Consider the following 25,304-nt stretch of genomic DNA (forward strand, 5'->3'; position numbering starts at 1 on the left):
CTAGACTAGGTATCGGCTTAGACGTCGAGGAAGCGAACGTCCTTCGCATTACGGGTAATAAACGAACGTCGTGAAGCGACGTCATCGCCCATCAGAATGGTGAACAGTTCATCGGCCTTCTGCGCGTCCTCGAGGGCGACCTTACGCAGCACGCGGTGATCCGGATCCATGGTGGTATCCCACAGCTCGGCGGCGTTCATCTCACCGAGACCCTTGTAACGCTGAACACCATCGTCCTTGTTGATCTTGCGGTTGGCGGCCAGCCCCTCTTCCAGCAGCTGATCTCGCTCAGCATCTGAGTAGGCGTAGCCCGGCTCACCCTTGGCCCACTTGAGCTTGTACAGCGGTGGCTGGGCGAGGTAGACGTGCCCTTCATCAATCAGTGGACGCATCAGACGGAACAGCAGCGTCAGTAGCAGCGTGGCAATGTGCTGACCATCGACGTCGGCATCGGCCATCAGCACAATCTTGTGATAGCGCAGCTTCTCGATATCGAACTCGTCGTGAATACCGGTACCCAGCGCCGTAATAATGGCCTGGACCTCGTTATTCTTCAGCGTCTTATCCAGGCGCGCCTTCTCGACGTTCAAAATCTTACCGCGCAGCGGCAAAATGGCCTGGAACAGCGAGTTTCGGCCTGCCTTTGCAGAACCACCTGCGGAGTCACCCTCCACGATGAACAGCTCGGACTGCTTCGGGTCCTTCGAACGGCAGTCCGCCAACTTACCCGGAAGACCGCCAAGATCGGTCGCGGACTTACGACGCACCAGGTCGCGGGCCTTACGAGCCGCCTGACGGGCATGCGCCGAAGCAATGGCCTTGTTAACAATGGCCTTAGCCTCAGCCGGATTGGCCTCCAGCCAGTGACCGATGTGCTCATTGGTCATGCGTTGGACGAAGGAACGCACCTCGGTGTTACCCAGCTTAGTCTTCGTCTGGCCCTCGAACTGCGGATCGGCGACCTTCACCGAAATCACGGCAGCGAGACCTTCACGGCAGTCCTCGCCGGAAAGGTTGTTTTCCTTCTCCTTCAACAGGCGGTGCTCACGCGCATAGCGGTTCATCAGCGATGTCAACGCAGAACGGAAACCCTCTTCGTGAGTGCCACCCTCAATGGTGTTGATGGTGTTGGCGAAGGTGTGCACCGACTCGGAGTAACCCGAGTTCCACTGCATGGCAATCTCGACCTCGTGGCCTTCGCCAGCAGCGTCAAAGGAAATGATGGTCGGGTGGATGATGTTTTTCGACTTGTTCAGAGTCTCGACATAATCCCGCAGACCATTCGGGTAGTGGAAGACCTTGCGGCGCTCCTTCGGCTTGGTGGTCTTCTCTGTCTTCTCTTTCTGCTCCTCAGCCGCATCCTTGGCGATCTCAGCGGATTCGGTCTCCGCCTGCTCCGCCAGTGCCTCGGCCTCGAGCTCCTCCTCGGAGACACGCTTGTCGACCAACGTGATGGTCAGGCCCTTGTTCAAAAACGCCATCTCGCGCAGGCGGCGAGAAATGGTGTCGAACTTGAAATCGGTGGTCTCAAAAATCTCCGGGTCCGGCCAGAAACGCTGCGTGGTGCCCGAACCACGAGTCTTCTTACCTCGGATAATTTCTTCCGGAACGGCCTGGTCGAAGTTCTGGTACCAGGTGTAGCCATCGCGGATGACCTCAGTTTCCATACGCGTCGACAGCGCGTTAACCACCGAAATACCCACACCGTGCAGACCACCGGAAACAGCGTAGGACTCGGAGTCAAACTTGCCGCCGGCGTGCAGTTGAGTCATAACCACCTGCACCGTCGGCATGCCCGACGGATGCATTTCGACAGGAATACCACGGCCGTTATCGCGGACCTGAACGCCGCCGTCTTCCAGCAGAGTGACCTCAACATCGGTGGCGTAACCCGCCATCGCCTCGTCGACGGAGTTGTCTACAACCTCCCACACCAGGTGGTGCAAGCCACGCTCACCAGTCGAGCCAATGTACATACCCGGCCGCTTACGCACGGCCTCGAGGCCCTCGAGGATGGTAATCGATGAGGCGTCATATTGATGTTCGGTAGCAGCCACGGTTCGGCGCGTCTCCTATTCTTGGTTCTCTCCCCGCGCAACATTCGTCAGCGCGCGAAAAATAGGCCGGCGGTCAAGCGCTATCGGCGCCAGCCAGAACTACGTAGGACTACTAGATAGGTCTGGCTAGTTTGGATGCCGATAACGTCTCAAGAACCGCCTGCCGGTATTCTCCTGCCCATCTTACCCCAACGTAGTCCCCTACTGTGGATATAGCCGATGCGCTCAAAGGACCAAATTTCGCAGTTTTACGCATACCGACGGCTATTCGTAGACCGTTTACCGACCTTTACCCGTAAGTATCACGCGGACCTCGGCCCTCGATGTGCAATTTGCCCTTGCGCCAATTCGGCGCTTTCGGCCCCAGCACCTTAATTTCCTCAACCACCCCATCGCCGACGCGTTCCGCAATCGACTTCAAAACCTGTCGTTGCGCTAGCCGCAGCTGTGTTGCCCATGCTGTCGATTGGCACTCAACCACCAAAGTGCCATCCTTGAACTCCTTGACCTGGGAGTGTTCCGCAACAACCTTGCCTACCATCGAATCCCACTCCGTCATGATCACACCGTGGGCAATGTGGATTTGCCAACCGCGATCAACTACTGCCTTATTCAGCACCGCACCAATCGGCGCAGGTCGACGGTCATATTTCCGGTACAGCCGAATCCCCGCCTCCTTCAACAGGCTCGGCGAAATTACCGTACCGGCACGATCTCGCACCACTGCTTGCGCTGCCCGCTGCTTATCGACGTCCGCAACAATCCCCTCCGCGGCCTTCACAGGCACACGGCTATCGAGGCCAGACCACGAGCCCTTCTTCTTCGGTGGCCGCTGGAGATTCGGTAACTTGTGACCGCCCTCCTTAGCGGCATCGCGCATGCGGAAGAAAGCGTCGCTGATCAGGTCATTTTCCTCTTCCGGCGAGTTATCCGGCTCCATGTTCTCGACCATACCCGTCACTCTTCCGCGACTGGTTTTTCATCCAGAAGCGAGATTCGCCCCTGCTCAGCCTGCGCCACCGTCACCGTGTGATGAGTCACCGAAGAATCGTCGACCAGTGCCTGAGGCAACTCCTCTCCGACCGCCGAGGTGATCAACACCTGCTCAGCCTGCTGCGCGATCTCCATGAGAGCTTCCCGACGATGCCGGTCGAGCTCCGCAAACACGTCGTCAAGCACCAAAATCGGGTCGGGCCCATCGGCACGGAGCAAAAAGTACGCGCCGAGGCGCAGCGCGAGTGCAAAAGACCAGGTCTCGCCGTGGCTAGCGAAGCCCTTGGCGGGGTCATTGCCGAGAATGAGGTCGAGATCATCGCGATGCGGACCAACGAGACAGGAACCGCGCTCAATCTCCGCGGTGCGGCGCTCCGCCATCTTCGTCAGCAGCAATGCCTCCAGCAGCTCCGGTTCGCTGGGCAATGGCCCGCCATCCAGGCTGTCGACCTTCGGCGCATAGGCAATCGTGGCTGGGCGCGAGTGCGGGGCAAGCGTGGCATAGGCCTCGCTGACATGTTCGGAAAGCTCGGCAATCAAATCCATGCGCGCAGCCATTAACGCCGCTCCCACCTGCGCCAATTGCGCATCCCAGGTATCCAGCGTGCTCAGTGCGGCCTGCCCCTCCGAGGAAGAATAGCCACGGCGCAGCGTCGAGCCCGCCGACTTCAGCAGCGCATTCTTCTGACGCAAAATCTTGTCATATTGAATGCGGATACCGGCGGACAGCGGCCGTCGTAAAGCGAGCAAATCGTCGATGTAGCGGCGACGGGAAGCGGGCTCGCCCTTAACCAGCGTGAGATCCTCGGGCGAGAAAAAGACTGACTTGACGATCCCCAGCAGCTCCCGCGGGGACTTCAGCCTCGTGCGATTAATCTGCGCTTGATTCGCGCGATGCGGATTGATGAGCAGATGCGCAGTCAGCTCGCGGCCATCATTGACCGCCGTCGCCGAAATGCGTGCCGACGGGCTCCCCGAACGAACCAGCGGAGCATCCATAGAAACTCGATGCGAACCGAGCGTGGAGAGATACCCAACGGCCTCGACGATATTGGTCTTGCCGTAGCCATTTTGCCCGGTAAATACGGTAATTCCAGGCGTGAACTCGACTTCCAACTCCGGCCAGGAGCGGAAGTCCCGCAAGGACAAATACCGAATGTGCATAGCCGCAGACTAGCCCGGCAGGCGCACAGGCATCAGCAGGTAAGTGAAGTCGGTCTCCGGCGTTGGGTAGAAGCCGTCCTCACCGAGCTCCGGAATGGCTTCCGGCTCCGGAATGAGAATCGCAGGACGCGACGGCTGCGTAAAGCCCAGCAAAACACGATGGGAGCGAACAGCGCTGAGCCCCTCGAGCAGGTACTGCGGGTTGAAGGCAATCAGAAGTGGTTCACCATAGAAGTTGCAGGCCACAGTCTCTTCTGCGTGACCAACCTCGTCTCCATGAGCGGAAAGGACAACCTGACCGTCGGAGAAGTCCATGCGAATCTGCGCACCGTGATCCGCCATCAGAGACACACGACGAATGGCATCCTGCAGTTGGTCAACACGGGCAACAGCCATGGAGGAATGCTGCTTCGGCAGTAGCGGGCGGAACTTCGGGAACTCGGCGTCCAGCAGTCGCGTGGTAGTGCGACGAGGATCTGCGAGGATAGCCAGCAGGCCTTCGGAGCCGACCTCACGATCATCGGATCCGTCGCCGAATGCCAAGGTCACTGGCTCGCTAGAAGTGGTATCGAGAGTGCGGGCGGTCTCCGCGAAAGTCTTGGCCGGGATGAGCAGCTTGGTCTCACCCTCCGGGACCTGCTCCCACTCGAAACTGCGAACCGCCAGGCGGAAACGGTCGGTGGCAGCGAGAGTGACCTCGTTACCTTCGGTTTCCATCCGGATGCCGGTCAGCATCGGCAGCGACTCATCCTTGCCGGCAGCGACAGCGACCTGACCAATAGCCTCGGCCAGCAGAGCGGCATCGACAGTGCCGGTAGCAGCCGGAGCTTCCGGTAGCTGTGGGTAATCCTCCAAGGTCAGACTTGGCAGCTCGAAGCGGGAAGAACCACAGCGAACGATGACCTTCGTGCCATCAAAGTGCATCTCTACCTGCTTATTCGGCAGCTTAGAAACAATGTCAGAAACCAACTTGCCATTGACGGCGAAGCGACCGGGCTCATCGACCTCTGCGCTAATACGAATCTGAGTGGAGACCTCGTAGTCATAGCCAGCGAGCTGCAAACCATTGTCATCCGCGAGAAAAATCATGCCACGCAGAATCGGCTGAGTCGGGCGTGCAGGCAGGTTACGAGCAACCCAGCTCACCGCACCCGCGAGATCGTCCTTAGCCGCGCGAATACGGACTTCGGTCTGCTCCATCGTTCCTCCACCGGTATTGGATGTCTGTTTTTAGCCGTTTATTAGCCGTCTTTTGTGTTGTCAGCGCGCTATGTCAGCACGCATGACTGGAGTTACAAAGATTCCATCGTACAACTCTACTGCAGACTGCCAAAGACCTCACTGGGATTCTTGTAGTCCGTCTAGTGCTTAATCGTAGTTCTTACTCGTTCTTGGCATTTTTAAAGTTGTGCGCCAGAGGTTGTGTGCCCGGGGTTGTGCGCAGGCCCCCTTTTATCTAGAAGTTTCTAGAGATTTTTAAAGTCGGGAGTAGTAATAGGGGGTGTGCACATTGTGAAATTACATGATTCCCGCTGGTCTTCACTGGTTTCGCGCTGTGGATAACCAGTGCGTCTAACTGTGGATAACTTGGGGTGTCTGTGGATAGTGTTCGGGCTTCATCTTTCATCCACAAAATTTACGAGTTGTCCACAGCTCTGTGCACGGAAAAACCGCAGTTAATAACAAGAATTCCGCACGCCGAAACCAAGGTTTTTAAGCCGTTCCACGAGCTCGATCTCGAATGCGTGTGGTCAGGTCGTTGACCTGGTCCTTTGAGGGCTTCTTCTCCTGAATTTCCTTAACAATCTTGCGTTCAGCGTGCAAAACCGTCGAATGGTCACGATTTCCGAACTCCCGGCCAATCGACGGCAACGAAAGCTCGGTGAAGGACCTCGTCAGGTACATCGCAATCTGGCGTGCATGAGCGACCGGGCGAGTCTTACCCGGGCCCACCAAATCTGCAACCGTTAGGTCGAAGTACTCAGCCGTGGTGGAGATGATAATCTCCGGAGTAATCTGCACCTCGATTTCGTCGGCACCGAGGATCTCCTGTGCAAACTTCAAGGTCACAGGCTCATGAATCATGGATGCGTGAGCGCTAATCTGCAGTAGACGCCCCTCGAGCTCACGAATAGAAGACGAGGTGTTCTCCGCGATGTACTGGAGTACATCATGCGGAACGGCCAGATCAGACAGCTGTGCCTTCTTCGACAGAATTGCGATTCGCGTCTCCAAGTCCGGGTATTGCAAATCCGGATTGAGTCCCCACTGAAAGCGGGTACGAAGGCGATCCTCCAGAGTCTTAAGCTCCCGTGGTGGGCGGTCCGACGACAGCACAATCTGGTGATTGGACTGGTGCAGGGCATTGAACGTATGGAAGAACTCTTCCTGTGTACCTTCCTTGCCCTCCAAGAACTGGATGTCATCGATGATGAGCATGTCCAAATCGCGGTAGCGACGCTTGAAGGATTCCTGGGCGTCGTCACGCACGGAATTAATGAAGTCGTTGGTGAACTCTTCCGAGGAAACGTAACGAACCCGCAGGTTAGGGTACAAATGCTTGGCGTAGTGACCAATGCCGTGGAGCAGGTGCGTCTTGCCAAGACCCGAACCGCCGGAGATAAACAGCGGGTTGTAGGTGCGCCCCGGAGACTCCGCAACAGCGACGGCGGCTGCAGCGGCGAACTTATTCTGCGGACCAATAACGAAGGTCTCGAAGGTGTAGTTCGGGTTGAGGGTGGGCTCCTCGAAAGGCATGCTCATCTCGGTTGGCGTGCCGTAGCTCTCGGAGCGGAAAGGACTTGTGACCTGGCGCTGATCAGCAATAGTCATCGGGTTCTCGGCAGATGAGTGCGAAAGCCCCTGCGCCATTGAATCCACGGCGTCCATCGATCGGTGCTGTGACTGGGCACTTTGCTGATTATGGACATTTGGCTGATGCGTCTGCGGCACTTGTGGCATCTGTGTCGATCCCTGGTGCTGCTCGTGGAGGTTGAAGTCGTTCGTATCTGCACTGGGGAACGGGTAGTTACGGCCAGACTGCTGCTGGTGCTGCTGCTGGTTTGGCTGTTGACGCTGAGCCTGCTGCGGACGCGAAGCTGCAGATGGGGTCTGTCCCGAGTGCTGTGCAGATGGTTGAGTGGCCTCTGCTGCCTGGCTATCTTCAGCGTCGTCAGCAGGATCAGCAACGGTGATGACCGTTTCCAACTCCTCGCCGGTCAGCGAGGCTAAGACAGCCTCGATAATGCCCTTGAGCTCTTCTTTTACCAGCGCCTGCACCACTGGCGATTGAGTGCTGAGCAGGAAAAATCCTGGAAAGTCACCAGTGTGCGTCACTGACCGCAGCAGTGCCTTGTGTGGCGGGCGTAGTGGTGCAATACCCAACTCCGGCGCACCTTCTGGTGAAGTCAGGATAGAAACGACTTGCTCCCAGAGTCCACCTGGCAATTCTGGTTGTTCGCTCACTGTGTGAATGTCCTTTTACATGTTTACGTTCATCAAATTTATCGAGGCGACCTGTTTTTGTGGAGTGTTTTTTGGCATGGCGAGAGTGCCATATCTGCCCATTTGGGGGCTATTTCTTGTAATTCGCCCTGTGGGGTGTTTCTACACAAGGCGCTATACGCCCCGAGCAGGACTTCCACATGTTTGTCCACACCTGTGGATAAACATCGTCGCTAATTGACTAACAGTTTATCCACAGTTTGCCCACAATGAAAAATAGCCCCCTAGTCTGCGTTTACCTAGGTAAACGCGTTATTTCCCCTGCTCGCTGTGATTCATGGTGTGGAAGTTATCCACAGCTGATTGGATAAACACCCTGTGGATTGCGGTGCATAGGTCAGTATTTCCACAGGTCAACATCGGTACCGTTGGAAAACTTGGAAAATGATTCTCCAGGTAAATCCGGCGTGTTGATTTGAATTTCTCGCTCGATTCGACGTACCCTATCTGGGTGTTTCATATCCATTGAGATATGAGTCCGAGCTCGTGCTTGGACCCGACAGAACGCTTGTAGCTTTCATTCTGTCGGTAAGTAATTTTTCCGTGCATCACGGGAATGCGTCAGACGCATCGCTGCTTCGCACTCGAAGCGAGGGGTTTACTGCGGTGTGTTCAGCGTGGACTCGTGGTCGTTTGAGTTTCAAGGAGTGTCAACCGTGTCGAAGCGGACGTTCCAGCCGAATAACCGCCGTCGTGCACGCGTGCACGGCTTCCGTACCCGTATGCGTACCCGTTCCGGTCGCGCCGTTGTGGCAGCACGCCGCAGCAAGGGCCGTGCCCGCCTGTCCGCTTAAGTAAGAGGACGCCGATTTCGGTGCTCCCTCAGAGCAATAAGCTGCGTTCTTCGCGTGACTTCACGGTCACCGTACGACGTGGACGCCGAATCGGACGCAAGACTTTGGTCTTGCATATTCGTGACACCGTCGCTTCTGGCGGTGAAGATAAGACCGATACGCAGATTGCCAGGTTTGGTGGTCCGCGTGTCGGTCTTGTCGTATCTAAAGCTGTGGGCAACGCCGTGACTCGTCACGCCGTATCCCGCAAGCTCCGCCATGTTATGGCCGCGGCCGCGCAGGATCTCCCGTCCACTATGGACATTGTCGTTCGCGCGCTGCCCGCTTCTGCCACAGCCACCAGCCAGGAGCTGTCCCACGATGTGCAATCGGCACTCGCTACATACGAACGTCGGCGCTAATTCGCTTGACGACGGCCCCCTCGCCCAGGCCCCCGGTGCACGTGTGGCTGAGAGGGCGATTCTCTTCTACCGCCGTCGTATCTCTAATCTGAAGCCAACGAGCACATGTCGTTTTGAACCGACGTGCTCCGCATATGGTCTTGAGGCCGTGCGCCGCTTCGGAGCTATTCGTGGCCTGTGGCTGACTCTCCTGCGTATCTTCCGTTGCGCACCCTGGCATCCGGGCGGCTGGGATCCAGTTCCTGCTACATTCCCCGGCCTGGGTTCGTGGTTCAAGCGAATGCACAGGTAACCTCTAGTAATGCTTAGCCTTTGACTGGGCTTTGTAGACGAAGGCGCGAGTGCGCTGTCCCCTAAAGAACGGAGTGATCTTAGACCGTGCTCAATTTCGTGTATTGGCCGATTTCGGCCATCCTGTGGTTCTGGCATAAGGCCTCAGGTTTCCTATTGGATCCCTCCTCGGGTATCTCGTGGGTGCTGGCCATTATTTTGCTTGTGGTCACCATCCGTATCCTCCTGTTTAAGCCGATGCTGAACCAGCAGCGTTCTGCCATCAAGATGCAGCAGCTCGCTCCTGAGATGCAGGCGATCAAGGAGAAGTACAAGAACGATCAGCAGGCTCAGGCTCTTGCTATGCGCCAGCTACAGAAGGAAATGGGTGTCAACCCGCTCGGCGGCTGTCTGCCGATTCTGGTTCAGATGCCTGTGTTCATCGGTCTTTTCCACGTGCTGCGTTCGTTTAACCGAACGGGTACGTCGGGCAATGCGCTCGGCATGTCGGTGGAGCAGAACTGGAATACGCCTAACTACATCTTCGGTGTAGATGAGGTGCGGTCCTTCCTGCTGGCTCGTGTGCTCAATGCTCCACTGTCCAGTTCGGTTGGAATGGGTGAGGATCAATACGCAGCCTTTACCGTGCCTGGTACGCCTGCAGACTTTACCCGCATGGACATCATTATCGTTGCTATCCCGCTGATTGTTATCGCAGCACTGGCAACGCACTTCAACGCTCGCATGTCTGTTGAGCGCACGCGTGCCCGCCAGGAAGCCGGTCTGGTGAAGCGCCAGGAAGGCCCTATGGGTCAGCAGATGGACATGATGAACAAGATGATGCTTTGGTTCTTCCCGATCATGATTCTTGTTACCGGTGCTTTCTGGCACATCGGTCTTCTTGTCTACATGGTGACTAACAACGTGTGGACCTACTTCCAGCAGCGCTACATCTTCGGCAAGTTGGATGAGGAAGAGAAGGAAGCTGTCGCAGCCAAGAAGGCTGCTAAGCGCGAGGCACAGGAGAAGCTCGCTCCGAAGGTTGGCCAGAAGCCAATCAACCCGAAGAAGGGCGGCAAGCGCCAGGCAGCGCAGAAGGCGCAGCAGTCACAGTCTGGTGAGGCTTCTACTGCGAACAAGGCTTCTAGCCACCTTCCGGATGGCAATTCGGCGAAGGGACAGCAGGGTCCGGCTTCCAAGCCGGCGCCGGGACAGAAGCCCGCGAATCGGAAGAAACGGAAGCGCAAAAAGAAATAGCTGAAGTAGCACCGCGTTTCGTCTACATAAGTTAATTAATCAGAACGCCCCGCATTTGCTGCGGGGCGTTTTTGTTTGCCTTAGTCCCCTCCCACGCAAACAACGTCGCTGTTATTACAGATCTGTAATTTTCTCTGGAGTCTCGAGTTTGGCATCCATCCCCAGTCAATGTTTCACGTGAAACATCGTTGTTGCACTGTCGTACACTAGGGGTGTTGAAAAGCTCGACGAGTGACGGCACAGCTGCCCCATTGGAAAGGTTAGAGGAACTGTTGAGTAACTCCGCGAAAGACGTCGATAAGCAAGAAGCCTCCGCAGGTTTGGTCGATGCAGATCTGCGTTCGGTGATAGATACCGTGTTTGTAGACAATGCCGATCGGGCATACCGCTACCACTCATGGTTGGCCGAGGAGGCGACAGTCCGAGGTTTGATTGGACCACGTGAAACTCCAAAGCTGTGGGATCGGCACATTATCAATTCTGCGGTAGTTGGAGAAGCGATAGGCAAAGGGCTTGTAGTTGCGGATATTGGTTCGGGGGCTGGCTTGCCCGGCATTCCGCTTGCTCTTGCGCGACCGGATTTGAAGGTGGTTCTTGTGGAACCATTGCTGCGCCGTACAACTTTTTTGAACGAAGTTGTGGAAGATCTTGAGCTGGACAATGTAACGGTAGTTCGCGGGCGTGCTGAGGAGAAAGTGGTTCGCGCTGAGATTGGCCAAGTGGATGTCGTCACCTCCCGCGCTGTTGCCCCTCTGGGGAAGTTGGCGGGATGGTCGCTTCCTTTAGTTAAATCCGGAGGCGCGATGGTTGCACTGAAGGGTGGAACTGCCCAAGAGGAAATCGATCGGGATGCAAAGCTTATTGCTAAGGCGAAGGGAATTAATCCCCGCGTCGTAGAGGTCGGCGGTTCCGTGTTGGGAACTTCGACGTACGCCGTGATTATTCAGAAGAAGTAGGCTGTAAGCCCCGCTCCCCTACTCCACTGCGGATTCGTTTGTGTTTTGGTTTCGGCATTGAGGCGCGTAGTGCCGTCGGGCTAGAGTGGGATAAGTATCGCGGTATGGCAAAGTCCTAGCGACCAAGGTGGATGTTTCACGTGAAACATTTCCACAATCGTCGGCGTCTAACGGTTGTTGGGGCTTGATGATTACGCTTTTGCAGATAGTTACTAAGTTTTAATTCGCACTCCAGTGGCCATGATTGGTAATTGCTGTGCTTGTAAGGGGAATAGTTAATGAGCCGGAAGTCCTGGCAAGACACACCCATCGCTGCGGCAGCTCAACGGGCGGCGCAAGTTAAAGCCCCGAACCGTTTATCGCTTCCACGCCCCGAGCGACCGCGTCGTATCACGATCGCCAACCAGAAGGGTGGCGTGGGCAAGACCACCTCGGCAGTCAACATCGCTTCGGCGCTCGCGCGGCATGGTCTCAAGGTTCTAGTCATCGATAATGATCCGCAGGGAAATGCTTCTACGGCCCTGGGAATTGAGCATGTTTCCGGGACTCCTTCGACGTATGAGCTTCTCATTGGCGAGCTACAGATTGACGATGTCATCCAGCGTTCCCCTGAATCTGAGAACCTCTATTGTGTGCCGGCGACATTGGACTTGGCGGGCTCCGAGATTGAGCTGGTCTCGCTCCTGAACCGTGAGCGCCGGCTTCTTGATGCAGTTCCAGATCAGTACTTGATCGACAACGGCTTCGACTTTCTCATTATTGACTGTCCGCCTTCGCTTGGTCTGTTGACGCTGAATTCGATGACCGCTGCCAACGAGGTTTTGATACCGATTCAGTGTGAGTTTTACGCCTTGGAGGGTGTGACGCAGCTGATGAATAACGTGCAGATGATTCGCCAGCATCTCAATCCGGAGCTGCATATTTCTGCTGTGCTGCTCACTATGTTCGATGGCCGCACCAAGCTGTCAGAAGAAGTTGCCAATGAGGTTCGTAACTACTTCGGCGACGTTGTTCTGCGTAATCTCATCCCTCGATCCGTGAAGGTATCGGAAGCGCCGGGATATTCGCAGACCGTAATTTCCTACGATCCAGGGTCTCGGGGCGCAGTTGCTTATCTTGATGCTGCAAAGGAATTGGCAACGCGTGGCGACTATTCAGCAGTTCCTGGGGGAAGTGCGATTGGGCAAAAGCCAGCTTCCTCCCCTACCCCGTCCAATTCCACTGAGCCAAATTAAAGCAACTAGGAGTAGTAACCCATGTCGAATCAAAAAAAGGAGAACCGCAAGGGAGGGCTCGGTCGCGGTATCGCCGCGCTAATCCCAACTGCTCCGGCGGCTAACCCGTCGGTAGGTGAAAGTGCCGCGGATATTATTTTCGGTCCCCGCCGTACCGAGGGGACGAAGCAGTCTGGAAGTAGCGGAGTTGCCGACGTACTGGGCGCAGCCGCGACGGGATCCGGCACCTCGGCGCCTGAGAGGAAAAACGCCGGAAAATCTGCAAAATCCGGGCAAAGTAAGCCGCATACTAATGAGGCGAATAAACGTCACAGTGACGATAACGCTATTGGTAAGTCTAGCAATGTTTCACGTGAAACAATTCCCTCAACGACGTCGGGAGTAGCGGACCACAGTGGCGCTGAGGCCGCAGATGTTGACGCTGCGGCCGCAAACGAGTTTGGCGCAACCTATCGCGAGGTCGATTTGAAGCTCATCACGCCGAACCCGAAGCAGCCACGAGAGGTCTTCGATGAAGAGCCCTTGAATGAGCTGGCTCACTCTATTCGTGAGTTCGGTCTATTGCAGCCGATTATTGTACGACCAATCTCAACGGATAATCGTGCGGCAGCACTCGAGGCAGCGCGCAAGGAAGATCCGAATGCGCTGCAACCCGAATTTGAAATCATCATGGGTGAACGTCGCTGGCGTGCTTCTCAGCGAGCTGGAATTGACACGATTCCCGCCATCGTTCGCGATACTCCAAACCAGGACATGCTTCGCGATGCCCTACTAGAGAATATCCATCGCGTGCAGCTGAACCCACTCGAAGAGGCCGCTGCGTACCAACAGCTGCTCGACGAGTTTGGTGTTACTCAGGCAGAGCTGGCGGATCGTATCGGTCGCTCGCGGCCCGTTATTACCAACATGATTCGACTCTTGCAGCTGCCAGTGGAGGTACAGCGACGAGTAGCGGTCGGTGTTCTGTCGGCTGGCCACGCACGTGCCTTGCTTGGGGTCAAGGCAGGTAAGGAAGAACAGCAGCGCCTCGCCGAGCGAATTGTTGCTGAAGGACTATCGGTCCGTGCGACCGAAGAAGCAGTGACATTACTCAATGCAGGCGAGCGACCGAAAAAGCAGCACCGCGAGCCCACTCCGCAGCCGGAGGTACTCCACAATTGGGCTGATCGCCTGTCCAATTCTTTTGATACGAAGGTGACTGCCCAGATGGGCAAGCGTAAGGGCAAAATTGTCATCGAATTCGGCAACCTCGAGGACTTTGATCGCATCATGTCACTGATGCATCTCGACGAAGAGTAAACCCGGTTACTGTGACTGAAGTATTCATCGAGAAAATTTCGCTGGCCGACATCGATGGAATCTATCCGGAGACGATGTTAAGCCTGTTTTGGGAACAGGGCATGGAGCATATCCGTACTGCAACTGCCCTACCCCACTTCTCGACTGAGCCGCGTGAACCTAATTTGGACCCTCGCAGGCCAGAAGACGATGAAGCGCTCAACGGCGATTTAAAGCATTCGGACAGCCAACCCCCTACTCGCCCTACCGGAGCTAGTGAGAGCCCCTTAAATAGCGACCTAAGCTCTGATTTAGCCGCCCAGGTGCGCTTGGAGAAGGAAGCATGGCTCAATACCGTCTACCTTTCCTGGGGGCCGTGCGGATATTCGCTACGGCGAAAGCCACCGGCATCACTTATCGATGGGAAACCTGAGACCGTCGGCACGCTCCTCTTTGCTCCCCCGCGCTTCTGCCCGACGACCTTTTCCATGCCTTCCGGGCCAATATCGCCGGATGCGATTGCGCTGACAAGTCTGCATTACAACGCTTTAGAGGTTGACGATGACATGCTCCGCGTGCTTATTGTGACCGCTCTGCACAAGCTCGCGCTGCGCGGGATTTCAGCGGTAGAGGCGTTCGGTTGCAGTGGCACAGCGGATTCTATGTCGGGACCCACGCCGTCATCGCCAACGCCTGACGACGGTACGGAGAATCTAATCGCTGATTTCGAGGCGCAACTCGAAGAAAAGCTAAATCCAAAGCCGTGTATTTCAGATTCGTTGGCGGCGATTAACCATAATGCCGGTGATTTAATTCGAACGCGAACCCTTCTTGACTCCGGATTTCGGGTGGTGACTCCACACCCGATTCATCCGAAACTCCGTATCGAGTTGGATGCGGAATTGGACTGGGACGAAGAAATCGGCCATGCGTTGGATCTAAGTGCGAAAGAACCCTTTATGCGCTCAAAGCTGTTCAGTCTCTAGCGCCGGGTTACATAGGCCGGCCGTGTTTAGGCTTTTTCCTCTTCAATCAGCTGAGCAAAGCTGTAAGCGCCGGTCATTGGTTGCTGTTCTTCATCGCCCAGGTACAGACGCTTTACAGCGACAACGATAGATTCGGCAATTACGTCTCGCTGATCTGGGGAAGAAAGAATTGCCACGTCATCCTCGTTGGTCAGGTAACCAACGGCGACTTCCACCGTGGGCATCCTGGTCAGACGGAGGAGATCCCAAGTACGGGCGTGCGAGCGGCAGTCCACCAGGCTCGTACGGGCAACAATTTCCCGCTGAATAAGGCCAGAGAGCTGTTCGCCCAGAATGGAGTTGGAGCCCTTCATCGAGCCGAAGTAAAAGGTCGCAATACCGCTGGCTCGGTTGTTGTGATAGTGGTCAGCCTGCAGGGAGATGAAGATGTCGGCGCCAAATGCGTTGGCCATCTCAGCTCGATCTTCGATAGATGGGTTGTCGGTACGAGGACGAGACAGAATAGTCTCTGCACCCGCCGCGACAAGACGACCTTCGATGCGAGAGGCCAAATCCCAAAGAATTTCCTCTTCAGAAATCTGACCGTAGGGGCCGTCGACCACGATGCCGGGCTCCCCTGCCCCAAGGCCTGGATCAATGACAATGCGCTTGCCTGAGAGCTTTGGCCCCATCGTGCGCAGGATTTCCTTCTCGTGGAAAGCGTTTACCGAGCCACCAGTAACCCTCCTACCCAAGTAGCTGAGCGCTCGGAGAGTAACGGGGCCACAGATACCGTCGGGCTCCAGCCCGTAATTGAGCTGGTATTCACGCACAGAGGCATCGGTCTTCGGGCCGAAGTGGCCGTCTACTCGGGCATCGTGGAAACCGAGTTCCTGCAAGGTAGCTTGGAGGACGCCTACGTCCTCACCGGTCATTTGTGACAGTGGATCGTAGGACAGTACGCGGGTGCCCAGAGTGTACGAAGCTTCTCGCAGTAGGCGCAGGGTGCTGTCGCGGATGATGCCGTCGGCATAGACACCGCGGGACTGTTGGAACGCCAGGAGAGCGTTGCGCATATCCTCATCAAAGAGGTCGTCGTCACCAGACCACTGAGGCGAGTTTTCCTCTGCAGCTGAGCCCTCCCAGTTGGGCAGAAGCCCAAGCCGAGCCAGGGTAGAACGTACCTCGGCAACACGAGGTGACCTATCGCCCACCTTCAGGAACTCTGGCACGAAAACTCCCTTCCGAACTCCACAATTATGTTCAGGCCGTTGTGGGTCCTCACAACACTTAATCAGTATTACTGGTCAGTGAGCTAAACGAAACTTCAGTTAAGAAACTCCGCGCACTCTCAGAGGATCTGGTCAGCAATACCTCTTAAGTTGGCGGCAACCTGGTTCCTTCACGGTATTAAGGAAGACGTAAACCGCCATTTCCAGCAAGATTACCAGGTCGCAGGCGCGAATTGATTGTTACGAGGGCGCGTCGGCAAACCCGACGGCAAAACCCCAGGACTAACTCTAAATCACAACCATAACTTCAGTCACATCTTAATAAGACGTGTTCAACGAAGGTGGCAGAAGCGAAGTGACGGGTGAGCAGTCGCGACCTCGTATCGGATAAGGAGCAACCACAAGTTTTTTTAAAGGTGCTTCTCGATGAGCGTCGTGATTTCGCCCTTCGGGCGGACTCCGCGAATCTCTTCGACCTTCTTGCCGTCCTTGAATAGGAGCAGGCTTGGGATGGACATAATCTGGAACATGCCAGCCAGTGCACGCTCCTCATCGACGTTGACCTTGGCGATGACGGCCTTGCCATCGAGCTCGGTCGCAACCTCGTCGAGAACGGGAGCAATCTTCTTACACGGGCCACACCACTCTGCCCAGAAATCAACAAGTACCGGCTTATCGGATTCGAGGACATCGGACTTAAAGGTGTTGGCGGTGACAGTTACCGGAGCCATGAAATTCTTCTCCTTAGAATGAGCTCGTTTGAGTTCTTAGTGGTTTTGATTCGTGGTCTTGATTCTAATTTTTCAACCTAGTTTCTTCAGTCTCGCGTACGGACTTGGCGCTAAAGGCGTCAAAAATTAGGGCTTCCGGTGGTGCGAGTGAAGTACTAGATTGTTAATTAATGGTGTTCTTGGGAACAATGCGAGCGCTCGAGGGGTGCGGGGCGGATCGGGCTATAACACGTCCCGCTGTGCCCTCGTTGAGATGCCGCAAACAACAATTGGGCTGACTGACTATCGGATACTCCCAATATTTGGATGTCTGCAATTGTTGGCCTTATCCAACAATTGTACTGCCCCAGCTATCAGCTTTTTATCCAGCTAGCGAGGCTTCCCTCCTGTCAGCTACCGAGCAACAGTTTCCAAGTAGTGCTCAGCATCCAGCGCGGCCTTGCAGCCAGAGCCAGCGGCGGTAATTGCCTGCTGGTAATGCGAGTCAACAACATCGCCCGCTGCAAAGACGCCCTTGAGGGAGGTCTGGGTGCTCGGAGCGGCTACCTGAATGTAGCCATTCTCGTCGCAGTCCAGCTGATTGCGAACCATCTGCGAACGTGGCTCGTGGCCAATTGCTACGAACATGGCAGTCACATCGAGGACGGATTTCTCGCCAGTGACGGTGTCTTCCAGCTCGAGACCGGTAACTGAACCCTTGTCCTCACCAAGAACCTGGGACACAACCTTGTTCGTCGCAAAGCGAATCTTGTCATTGTTCTGGGCGCGCTCAACCATAATCTTTGACGCGCGGAACTCGTCGCGGCGATGGACAATCGTCACCGAGCGGGCGAACTTGGTAAGGAAGGTTGCCTCTTCCATTGCGGAGTCACCGCCGCCGATGACGGCGATATCGTGGTCGCGGAAGAAGAAACCATCACAGGTGGCACAGGCGCTGACCCCATGACCAAGCAGTGCCTGCTCGCCCGGAGCGCCGACATAACGCGGAGCGGCACCGGTTGCCAAGATGACAGCGTGAGCCTTGTGCTCTTCTTCGCCAACCCAAACAGACTTGATGTCGCCGGTGAGATCCATGCGATCGACAATCTCCATGCGCAGGTCAGCGCCGAAGCGCTCAGCCTGTGCGCGCATCTGATCCATTAGCTCTGGCCCCATGATGCCCTCGGAGAAACCTGGGTAGTTCTCCACGTCGGTAGTCGTCATAAGCAGACCGCCAAACTCGATGCCCTCGAACACCACAGGCTTCAGGTCGGCGCGAGCTGCGTAGGTGGCAGCCGTGTAACCGGCGGGGCCGGAACCGACAATGATCAGGTCGTGAACGATATCGCTCATGAAGACTCCTATAATTTTTATCTCTCACATCACATGGCGCACAGTGATGCTCAGTAGCAAGCAAATTTTTCAGCTCCGGGAAAGAAACTACCGGAACCAGCTACCTCAACCAACGTGAGGTTAGCCATCTCTATTCCCCTCCCCTGCTTCTCCCCTGCTCCGCAGTTGTTAGGCCACCTGCACTTCTTCCAACTGTCGCCGAAGCGCACGACGCGCCCGCGCTCGTCGAGACTTCAACGTTCCGCTCGGCTGCCCAATACTGCGAGAGGTCTCCTGCAGCGAATACCCAAAGATGTCCAAGTACAACAGGGCATCCCGCTGATCCGTTGGTAGCTGCTCCAAAGCGGCGACCATAGTCACTCGTAGCGGAACATCCGGGCAGGGAATCGGCTGTGAACTCAGAAGCGTCTCAAAATCTTCGTCCTTATCGCACAGAGAGATCTCCCCGAAACGACCGCGGATGTGGTCAATACACGCATTCTTCACAATGCACGTCAGCCACGTCGCCACCGTAGAACGCCCGCGAAAACTCGCCGCCCCCGCAATTGCCCGCGCCAACCCCTCCTGTACCCCATCCAAAGGATCGAAATCATCCCGACGATATCGCCGCGCCATAGCTACCAACTGCGGGTAATAACGCTGTGCCAACACCGCGAACGCGCGACGATCCCCCGCCAGGTGCGCCTTTAATAACTCACGATCAACCTCGTCTGCCGTTGCATGCTTTCGCATACCGACGACGCCATAGTCCCCCAGTCGCCGACCCGCATGGGCCTTACGGTGACTTTCCCCAATTCGATTTCTTCCCCCAAAGTTCATGGCTCCTATGCAAACACGAAACCCGCGCTCTCCGCTTGGCAAAACTGCCGTGGAGACCGCGGGCTGTGGATGAATTTCAAAACGTCCCAGTAGCTGTGGATAACTTGGGACAACTTAAACTGTTGCCGCCTAAGGCAAGCTCAGAGCGTTATTCCGTACCACGCACCTGGATATCGCCAATCGCAACTGGCAGCAACGAATCCGGGGATTGCTCAGCCAGATTGCGGTCGCCGACAAGTGGGTTGTCCGCATCGGAATCCTGCGACTCAGCATCAGCATTCGTATCAGCATCAGTGTCTGAGTTGCTGTCGGCTACCGCTTCCGCAGCCGTCGGCAAGCCGGAGATCCAGACAACAATGTTCTTCCACTCAGTGTCGCGGCTATCGATTTCGATGGTCGTCGTACCTGAGGTGGCGGTTGCGCTACCGAGAACCGTTGTGTCATCCAAGGCCGTCGAGTCAGCATCGCGTAGGCCGCGAACTTCAATGTGTGCGCCCGGGGTCGCAGAGACCTTAAGCTCTCGAATGGTTGCCGGTTCATCCAGAGTGACCCGAATACCAACACCAGGTTTAAAGTCCTCTGGACGATTGCCGAACTGACTGAGGTAAGTAGAAGTTACCCAGAAGCTTTCCTCGTCATTATCGATGGTCAGCTCAGCCATGTCCGGATTGTCTGGACCTGCTGCCGGGTTGTCGGTGTCGGCTTGCCACTCGCTAGCGTCGGCAAGCGAGAGCGTCGTGACCGGAGCCGGGCCGCGTCGTACGGACTCGGAGTTAATCGGTGCGTCCGAGGAACGGTTAACCAGACCAAAGATGCCCGCGGCGACAAGTGCACCGACAATGACTACACCGACAACGACTGCGCCGGTGCTGAATGCGCGGGTGCGATTCTTGGTGTGATGAGCGTTTGATTGAGCTGCACCGCCGGCATCGACGGATTCGCGCGCACCGGTGTCGGGGTCGATTGCGAGAAACTCCGAAGAATCGGGGCCCAGCGCTGCGGCGCGCAAGTCCTCGGCGAGCGTGCGAGCTGGCGACTCCTGCCCATTGGAGTTCTCCGGGCGTGTCTGCTTCGCGCGGTCGATGGCAGCAGAAATATCGGAGGGGATATTTGGCACGTTGTAGAACAGCTCGTCGATGACTGAAAGCAACGCGTTGTAGTCCGAACGTTGCGAGCTATTGGGCAAAACGACGGGGAATGCATCGTAGATGTGGCCGTCGCTGCTGATGCGCAATTGTCCAGGCTTGTTTGTCAAGCCAAGGCAGCGCCCAGATTCGTGGGCATCGGCAATGGTCTCGGCAAGTGATGCAACTGCGAGTGCCAGGGCATCCGGGTGGGCGGCCTGATCGAACCGCTCAATACCGATACTGCTGGTCCAGTCGGCGACGATGAGCACCTCGGTGCGTGTCTTCGCCACGCTATGAATCCGCGACATTCCGGTGCCAGCCAAGTCACGCAGCTCATTGGTCGTCGTGGCAATCTTCTGGGCAGCAGCCGATGGCGAAGTGTCGTAGTACGGCAGTGCAATCGTGTCGACGAAGACAAGTGCGACATCTGCGTTATCGGGATCTCCCATATCCATGGCGCGCCACAGGCGCAGACCTGGGTAGGACGCGATTTCAGAACGCAGGCGGAAACGACCACCTGAGACCATCTCGCCGGGTACATAGCGGGTCGGGCGGGAACCCTGCGTCGGCATCGGCGGCAGCAGTGGCGAAGCGGTGAAGCCCTCGTTTGCCAGACCCGTGGCCTCGCCGATCAGGTTCGACGGGGCAATCGAGAAAGCATCAGCGGCGAAGCCACGTTCGCGCTCCATATCCTCACGGTCGGCGACGGCATTGTCGGCTGCATGGGGCTGCGGAGCAAAGCGGCGTAGACCCGGAATGCGACCGAGGAAGCCACCCAGAACGCGGACCTCTTCCAATGGAGCCTGAGCGAGCACCAGACCGGTACCGATGAGGAAGACCACGCCGGTGACGATGGTCTGCAGCAGTACGCCGAAGGAACCGAAGAAATCGAACAGCACAAGGTCGGTCAATGCGAATGCGCCCCCGGCAACGGCGACACCGACAAGCGACGCCCCAAGTGCCCACAGCACGGTGTGGACGGTCGCCTTACTGTCCAAGTGTCCGAGAGTGCGGCGCAAGAGCAAGAAGCCAATTACTGCGCCGGCGACGAAACCGAAACCGTTGGCGGCACCGAGCAACACGACGACGGTCTCATCGTCAGAAGCCAGACGAGGAGCGAAGAACGACAGAATCACCTTGACGGTGGTAATGCCGAGGATGATGAAAGTCGGGGTCCAGGCCTCTTCACGGGCGTAGAAAACACGCAAGTGCAAAAGCACGATGGCATATGGAATAAGCGAGAACGCCGAGAAGGACAGTGTCCAGCCAAGAATCTCCGCGGTTTCGCGGGGGAACTCCAGATACGCGAAAAGACCGACGGCGATGGGGCGGCCGAATGCGGTGAAGAAGGCGACGATCGGCACCAGCGCAATCATGGTCAGACGCGTACCGATGGATAGATCGCGGACCACTGCCCCATCATTGCCGTCGGCTGCATTGCGGGACAGTCGCGGCATGATGGCGGTCAGCAAGGTAACGCCGATGATGCCGTAGGGCACCTGCAACAGCAGCCAAGCCTGCTGGTAAATCGTCGGCGCTGCCTTGGAGGCAGTCGAGGCAATATTGGTGGTGATGAAGTAACCAGCCTGGGAAATTGCCACGTAGGTGACAATCGCAACACCCATGCCGGTGAACTGTTTGATGCGGTCGTCGATACCCCACAGCGGACGCAAATCAATGCCCGCGCGCTTGAGGTAGGGAATCATGATGGCTGCCTGAATGACGACACCCAGAGTGGTACCAAGACCCAAAAGCAGGATGTGCGGATCGGAGAGTGAACCGTCCGAATCCGGACTCAATTGGCCGGGCAGGAACAGATATAGCAAGAGCGTGGCAATGGCCACGACGTTGTTGGCGACAGGTGCCCACGCACCGGGTTTAAAGACTCCCTTGGTGTTTAGCACCGCCATGAGCAGCGCAAATATGCCGTAGAAGATGATTTGCGGCAATAATAAGAACGCAAATGACGTCGCCAGCGGAACGTTGACCTTACCGGCCTCGTTAAGGCTCAATCTGGTCAATAGTGGCGCACCTATCACTGCCAGCACCGTCACCACTGCCAACAGCGTCATGGAGACAGTCAAGAGACGTCTAATGAAGGCGGCACCGTGATCTGGATCCTCCTTCTCCGCGCGCACCAACACCGGCACCACCAGAGAAGTCAGCACCGCGCCGAGGACGATTTCCGTAATCAGGTTCGGCAGTGTGTTGGCGACGTTGAAGGCTGAAGCCACAGCCGGACCCAGCGTCGCGCCGATGAGCAGGTTTCGCAAAAAACCCGTAATGCGCGAAATCAGGGTAGCGATTGCCATCGAGCCCGTGGAGGCGACGATGTCCGAGTTCGACTGTCCCTGATTTGCGTCCGTCGTCGAGTCCGCGGACGAATCGCCGGAAGCGGTTGCTGTCGCAGTCGCCGTCTTTGCCGGCGATGGTGATGCCGATTCCGTCATCGCGTCACCGGCGGTATCGGCATTTGCCTTATGGCCGGATACGCGAGTTAGGTCCGGGGCCGCTTCGGCCGGCTGAGATTCAGCCGTTGGCCGCGCCGCCGGAACCGGAGCCGGTGGCGCGGGGCGACGAATGCGGCCTCGAAGTCCAGTTTTATGCGCGTCTGAGTCAGTCACATGTTCTATTGTTGCTTAAAAGGGGGTCTATTTCCGAAAGTACTGTGACCGTTTTGCGGCAAAAAACCCACCAACAGTGACGATGACGAGGGTCACGACAGCCAAAACCCCGACGGAAGCGCCGGATTGCACGGAAATACTCACTGATTGAGAAATAGGCGTGCCGCCAGGTGATTCGAGCCACAACAACAGGTTGTGGGAATTGTCTCCACTATCCCGTGGCCGGTCTCCCTCTGGAGCATTGGTTGCCGGAGTGGATTCTGCATCATCACCCGACTGCGGAGTGAACTGAACAGTCACCGACCCCTTGGCAGGGATGGCGGCCTCATACTTCTCCTCCATCACCGAATCTCCAGCGCCGACGCGCACGAATGCGGGAACCGGCAGTGGCAGACCATTGCGAGCCAGCACGGCAATCGGCGACAGCTGCGTTGCGCGGGTGTAGACACCGCCGGGAGCTACCAATGTCACTGAATTGCGCAGGCGTCGAGTCATAACCAGTGCCTGGTCGCTGAGTTCTTCGCTCCGCCGCTGCACGTCAGTTGACTGCAGCTGATTTCGCCGGCCGAGAGTGGTAAACGAGCGCAGTAAGTCGTGCCGCAGGGGGCGGGTGAATTCATACCGCGTCAGCGCGACGTTGGGATCGTTGGACATGATTGTGGTCAGGTCCGTGATTTCGCGGGAGGCCATCTGGGCCTTCTCCACGAGCGCTTCACTCACCGGCGCGGGATCGGCGAGCTCGTCAACTGGGGTAACCGAGCCCGCATCCAGGTCGTGAGCTGAAGCGGTGATGGAGTCCATCAGCGGAGTCAGCTCAGCCAGGTTATCGTCCACGGCTTTCCGAACCGCGGCCATGAAATCTTCAGCGTCGCCAGCGCGTGGATCCCAACCGGACGGTGGTGCTGCCACCACAGTCGCGCGAGGGTCATCCGAATCAGTCAGTGATTGGAACAGAGTGCCAATCGCTGTCTGCATCCGTGCAGCCTCGGAGTCGATTCGGAAATCGTAGCGTCCGAGCAGATTCGAATACGCCACAGTCTGGGGAGACCGTCCTGTTGCAGCCAGAGAGGTTGTCAATGCCCCAGGAAGGGCGAAGGCGCGGCCACCGTCGGCAAGCACGCCACTGTGGCCAGGCCGTAGTGTCTGACCATCGGCGGTGATAGTGGTGTTGTCCGCGACTAATACGGTGGTGTCGTGCGCGGCTTCGCGTGGAGTGGGCGAGGGAGGCATCGTCTCGCCGGTATCTACGCGGTTTTCGAATGCGCGCTCCGGGGTGGTTCCGCTCAGAGCTGTCGCCGCCGAGTACAGCGGGGCGCTTTCCGACGTTACGTATCCCTCGGCCGGCAAATAGATACCCGGCAGTGTCTGAACGTCCAAATGCTTGGCGATGGTCTGTCGACCAGCGGCGAGTGCCTCCATGGAAAGCTCTTGATCCGCCACGCGAGCTACGGCGCTGGCATCGGTGCCGCCCCACGGCAGTGACAGTGTGCATGTGTCCTGTGTGAGATCGTGCAGCCGATTAAGCCAGTCGGCGGCATTGTCGCTGGCGGGCATATGCGTGAGATTGGTGTCATCCGCGTTTCCCCAGGAATCCCGCAGTCGCGGAGAGGACTCCACAGGACTTGGGCGGCTGATGCCAATCCAGTAGTCACGGGTCATCCGGGAGATTGCATCGAGGGTCTCCGGGTCGATGGCGATGCATGTCGATTCCCGCAACCTCTCCCCATCGGGGCCGGCAAAGCCTTTTTCCAACGAGGTGAGCAAACCGTCGAGGCGGCCACCGCGTTCAAGAGATTCGGCCAAAGAATTGTCGGTGAGGATGAGATTCGGCGACGAGGGTGCGTCACCGGTCTCACCGCCGACCACTGGCACTGGCTGGCTGATGGGCCAAATCAGCGAAAACGGCACTGGATCGCGGCGGGTGGGCGCATTGGAATTGTCGGTCTCATCGTTGTCGGTCTCATCACCGGCAGGCGGTTCCGGCTTATCACCTGCGTCTTGCGGATCCGTCACCGGTAGCAGTGCGCGTGTTTCCGCCAGCAGGCGGTCGATGTCATCTGCCGGTTGCCCGTTAGCATTGATGAGCAGCGGAAACGTGCCGGCCTCCGTGATGTCGAGTCCTTCTGGGGCCGGTGCGGAGATAGGAACACTTAGCGTAACCTCACGCTTCTCGCCCGCTTTCAGCTCGATGGGGGCACTGAAGGTCCCAGCCACATCAAACACCGATTCAGGCTCAGCGAGAATCGTCCGCGCATCTGCAGAGGAAGCTAGTGCGCCGGCCCGCTGTGGGCGCAGCGCAACATTGCTGATATCCGCGTTGGAGGTGTTGTGCACCTGCACCTTGATGGTCAGTGTCGAATGTAGAGCCGCGACATGCGGAGTGAAACTGGTTATCGAAAGCCGAAGGGGGCCCTGTTCACCGACGCGATTGGTACCACTGCCCCACAACTGCTCATCTTGCGCAAAAGCTGGGGGCGCAACGGTCGTCGGCAAGCACAGTATGAGCGCTGCGGTGGCGGCCGTGACTTTACGAACAACATTCCTTGGCAACTGCAACCTGAACAT

The 25,304-nt window shown here is 56.9% G+C and carries 19 protein-coding genes; 8 read left to right on the forward strand and 11 right to left on the reverse strand.

All coding sequences use genetic code 11. From position 1 onward, the window contains the following. Positions 1-17: 17 nt before the first annotated feature. From gyrB to dnaA, 5 genes are all read right to left on the reverse strand, one after another. The gene (gene gyrB, locus HMPREF2708_RS04845) at positions 18-2,057 is read right to left on the reverse strand and encodes a DNA topoisomerase (ATP-hydrolyzing) subunit B (protein WP_005511643.1); all 2,040 of its coding nucleotides are present in this window, start codon (positions 2,055-2,057) and stop codon (positions 18-20) included. Positions 2,058-2,346: 289 nt separating this feature from the next. Further along, positions 2,347-3,009, reverse strand: coding sequence for a DciA family protein (locus HMPREF2708_RS04850; RefSeq protein ID WP_005511606.1), 663 nt, complete (start codon positions 3,007-3,009; stop codon positions 2,347-2,349). 5 nt (positions 3,010-3,014) lie between these two features. Beyond that, complete coding sequence (gene recF, locus HMPREF2708_RS04855; protein WP_070832997.1) at positions 3,015-4,214, reverse strand: DNA replication/repair protein RecF; 1,200 nt, start codon at positions 4,212-4,214, stop codon at positions 3,015-3,017. Positions 4,215-4,223: 9 nt separating this feature from the next. Beyond that, positions 4,224-5,414 carry a DNA polymerase III subunit beta gene (gene dnaN, locus HMPREF2708_RS04860; RefSeq protein WP_005511615.1) on the reverse strand — a complete coding sequence of 397 codons (1,191 nt, stop codon included), beginning with the start codon at positions 5,412-5,414 and terminating at the stop codon, positions 4,224-4,226. Positions 5,415-5,927: 513 nt separating this feature from the next. Further along, entirely contained in the window at positions 5,928-7,679 is a 1,752-nt protein-coding gene (gene dnaA, locus HMPREF2708_RS04865) for a chromosomal replication initiator protein DnaA (protein ID WP_070833000.1), read from the reverse strand. Positions 7,680-8,374: 695 nt separating this feature from the next. Here dnaA and rpmH point away from each other — a divergent pair. The 8 genes from rpmH to HMPREF2708_RS04900 all read left to right on the forward strand — a co-directional run bounded on the left by rpmH (position 8,375) and on the right by HMPREF2708_RS04900 (position 14,895). Further along, the gene (gene rpmH / locus HMPREF2708_RS04870; protein ID WP_005511646.1) at positions 8,375-8,512 is read left to right on the forward strand and encodes a 50S ribosomal protein L34; all 138 of its coding nucleotides are present in this window, start codon (positions 8,375-8,377) and stop codon (positions 8,510-8,512) included. A gap of 20 nt (positions 8,513-8,532) precedes the next feature. Beyond that, positions 8,533-8,913 carry a ribonuclease P protein component gene (rnpA, locus tag HMPREF2708_RS04875; protein ID WP_070833002.1) on the forward strand — a complete coding sequence of 127 codons (381 nt, stop codon included), beginning with the start codon at positions 8,533-8,535 and terminating at the stop codon, positions 8,911-8,913. After that, the gene (yidD, locus tag HMPREF2708_RS10880; RefSeq protein WP_005511649.1) at positions 8,873-9,205 is read left to right on the forward strand and encodes a membrane protein insertion efficiency factor YidD; all 333 of its coding nucleotides are present in this window, start codon (positions 8,873-8,875) and stop codon (positions 9,203-9,205) included. Before rnpA ends, yidD begins: the two co-directional genes overlap by 41 nt. A gap of 86 nt (positions 9,206-9,291) precedes the next feature. Next, positions 9,292-10,440 carry a membrane protein insertase YidC gene (gene yidC / locus HMPREF2708_RS04880; RefSeq protein WP_070833005.1) on the forward strand — a complete coding sequence of 383 codons (1,149 nt, stop codon included), beginning with the start codon at positions 9,292-9,294 and terminating at the stop codon, positions 10,438-10,440. Positions 10,441-10,760: 320 nt separating this feature from the next. Then, entirely contained in the window at positions 10,761-11,396 is a 636-nt protein-coding gene (rsmG, locus tag HMPREF2708_RS04885) for a 16S rRNA (guanine(527)-N(7))-methyltransferase RsmG (protein WP_083321876.1), read from the forward strand. Between the two features lie 278 nt (positions 11,397-11,674). Then, positions 11,675-12,631, forward strand: coding sequence for a ParA family protein (locus HMPREF2708_RS04890; protein WP_070833008.1), 957 nt, complete (start codon positions 11,675-11,677; stop codon positions 12,629-12,631). Between the two features lie 21 nt (positions 12,632-12,652). Further along, the gene (locus HMPREF2708_RS04895; RefSeq protein ID WP_070833011.1) at positions 12,653-13,930 is read left to right on the forward strand and encodes a ParB/RepB/Spo0J family partition protein; all 1,278 of its coding nucleotides are present in this window, start codon (positions 12,653-12,655) and stop codon (positions 13,928-13,930) included. Positions 13,931-13,941: 11 nt separating this feature from the next. Next, entirely contained in the window at positions 13,942-14,895 is a 954-nt protein-coding gene (locus HMPREF2708_RS04900) for a hypothetical protein (protein WP_070833014.1), read from the forward strand. A 26-nt stretch (positions 14,896-14,921) separates the two neighbouring features. Here HMPREF2708_RS04900 and HMPREF2708_RS04905 read toward each other — a convergent pair whose 3' ends face one another. From HMPREF2708_RS04905 to HMPREF2708_RS04930, 6 genes are all read right to left on the reverse strand, one after another. Next, positions 14,922-16,106: an N-acetylmuramoyl-L-alanine amidase gene (locus HMPREF2708_RS04905; RefSeq protein WP_005511642.1), complete on the reverse strand. Its 1,185-nt coding sequence runs from the start codon at positions 16,104-16,106 to the stop codon at positions 14,922-14,924. Between the two features lie 410 nt (positions 16,107-16,516). Continuing rightward, the gene (gene trxA / locus HMPREF2708_RS04910; RefSeq protein WP_005511613.1) at positions 16,517-16,837 is read right to left on the reverse strand and encodes a thioredoxin; all 321 of its coding nucleotides are present in this window, start codon (positions 16,835-16,837) and stop codon (positions 16,517-16,519) included. Between the two features lie 393 nt (positions 16,838-17,230). Continuing rightward, positions 17,231-18,169 carry a thioredoxin-disulfide reductase gene (trxB, locus tag HMPREF2708_RS04915; protein WP_005511625.1) on the reverse strand — a complete coding sequence of 313 codons (939 nt, stop codon included), beginning with the start codon at positions 18,167-18,169 and terminating at the stop codon, positions 17,231-17,233. Positions 18,170-18,337: 168 nt separating this feature from the next. Continuing rightward, positions 18,338-18,901, reverse strand: a complete 564-nt coding sequence (locus HMPREF2708_RS04920; RefSeq protein ID WP_246840340.1) for a sigma-70 family RNA polymerase sigma factor — start codon at positions 18,899-18,901, stop codon at positions 18,338-18,340. A 235-nt stretch (positions 18,902-19,136) separates the two neighbouring features. Further along, positions 19,137-22,739 (reverse strand): murein biosynthesis integral membrane protein MurJ, encoded by a 3,603-nt coding sequence (locus HMPREF2708_RS04925; protein ID WP_070833020.1) that lies wholly within the window; start codon positions 22,737-22,739, stop codon positions 19,137-19,139. Between the two features lie 27 nt (positions 22,740-22,766). Continuing rightward, positions 22,767-25,304 carry a hypothetical protein gene (locus HMPREF2708_RS04930; RefSeq protein ID WP_070833023.1) on the reverse strand — a complete coding sequence of 846 codons (2,538 nt, stop codon included), beginning with the start codon at positions 25,302-25,304 and terminating at the stop codon, positions 22,767-22,769.

The sequence above is a fragment of the Corynebacterium sp. HMSC073H12 genome (genome assembly GCF_001837775.1).
In the GTDB taxonomy this organism is placed as follows: Bacteria; Actinomycetota; Actinomycetes; order Mycobacteriales; family Mycobacteriaceae; genus Corynebacterium; species Corynebacterium amycolatum.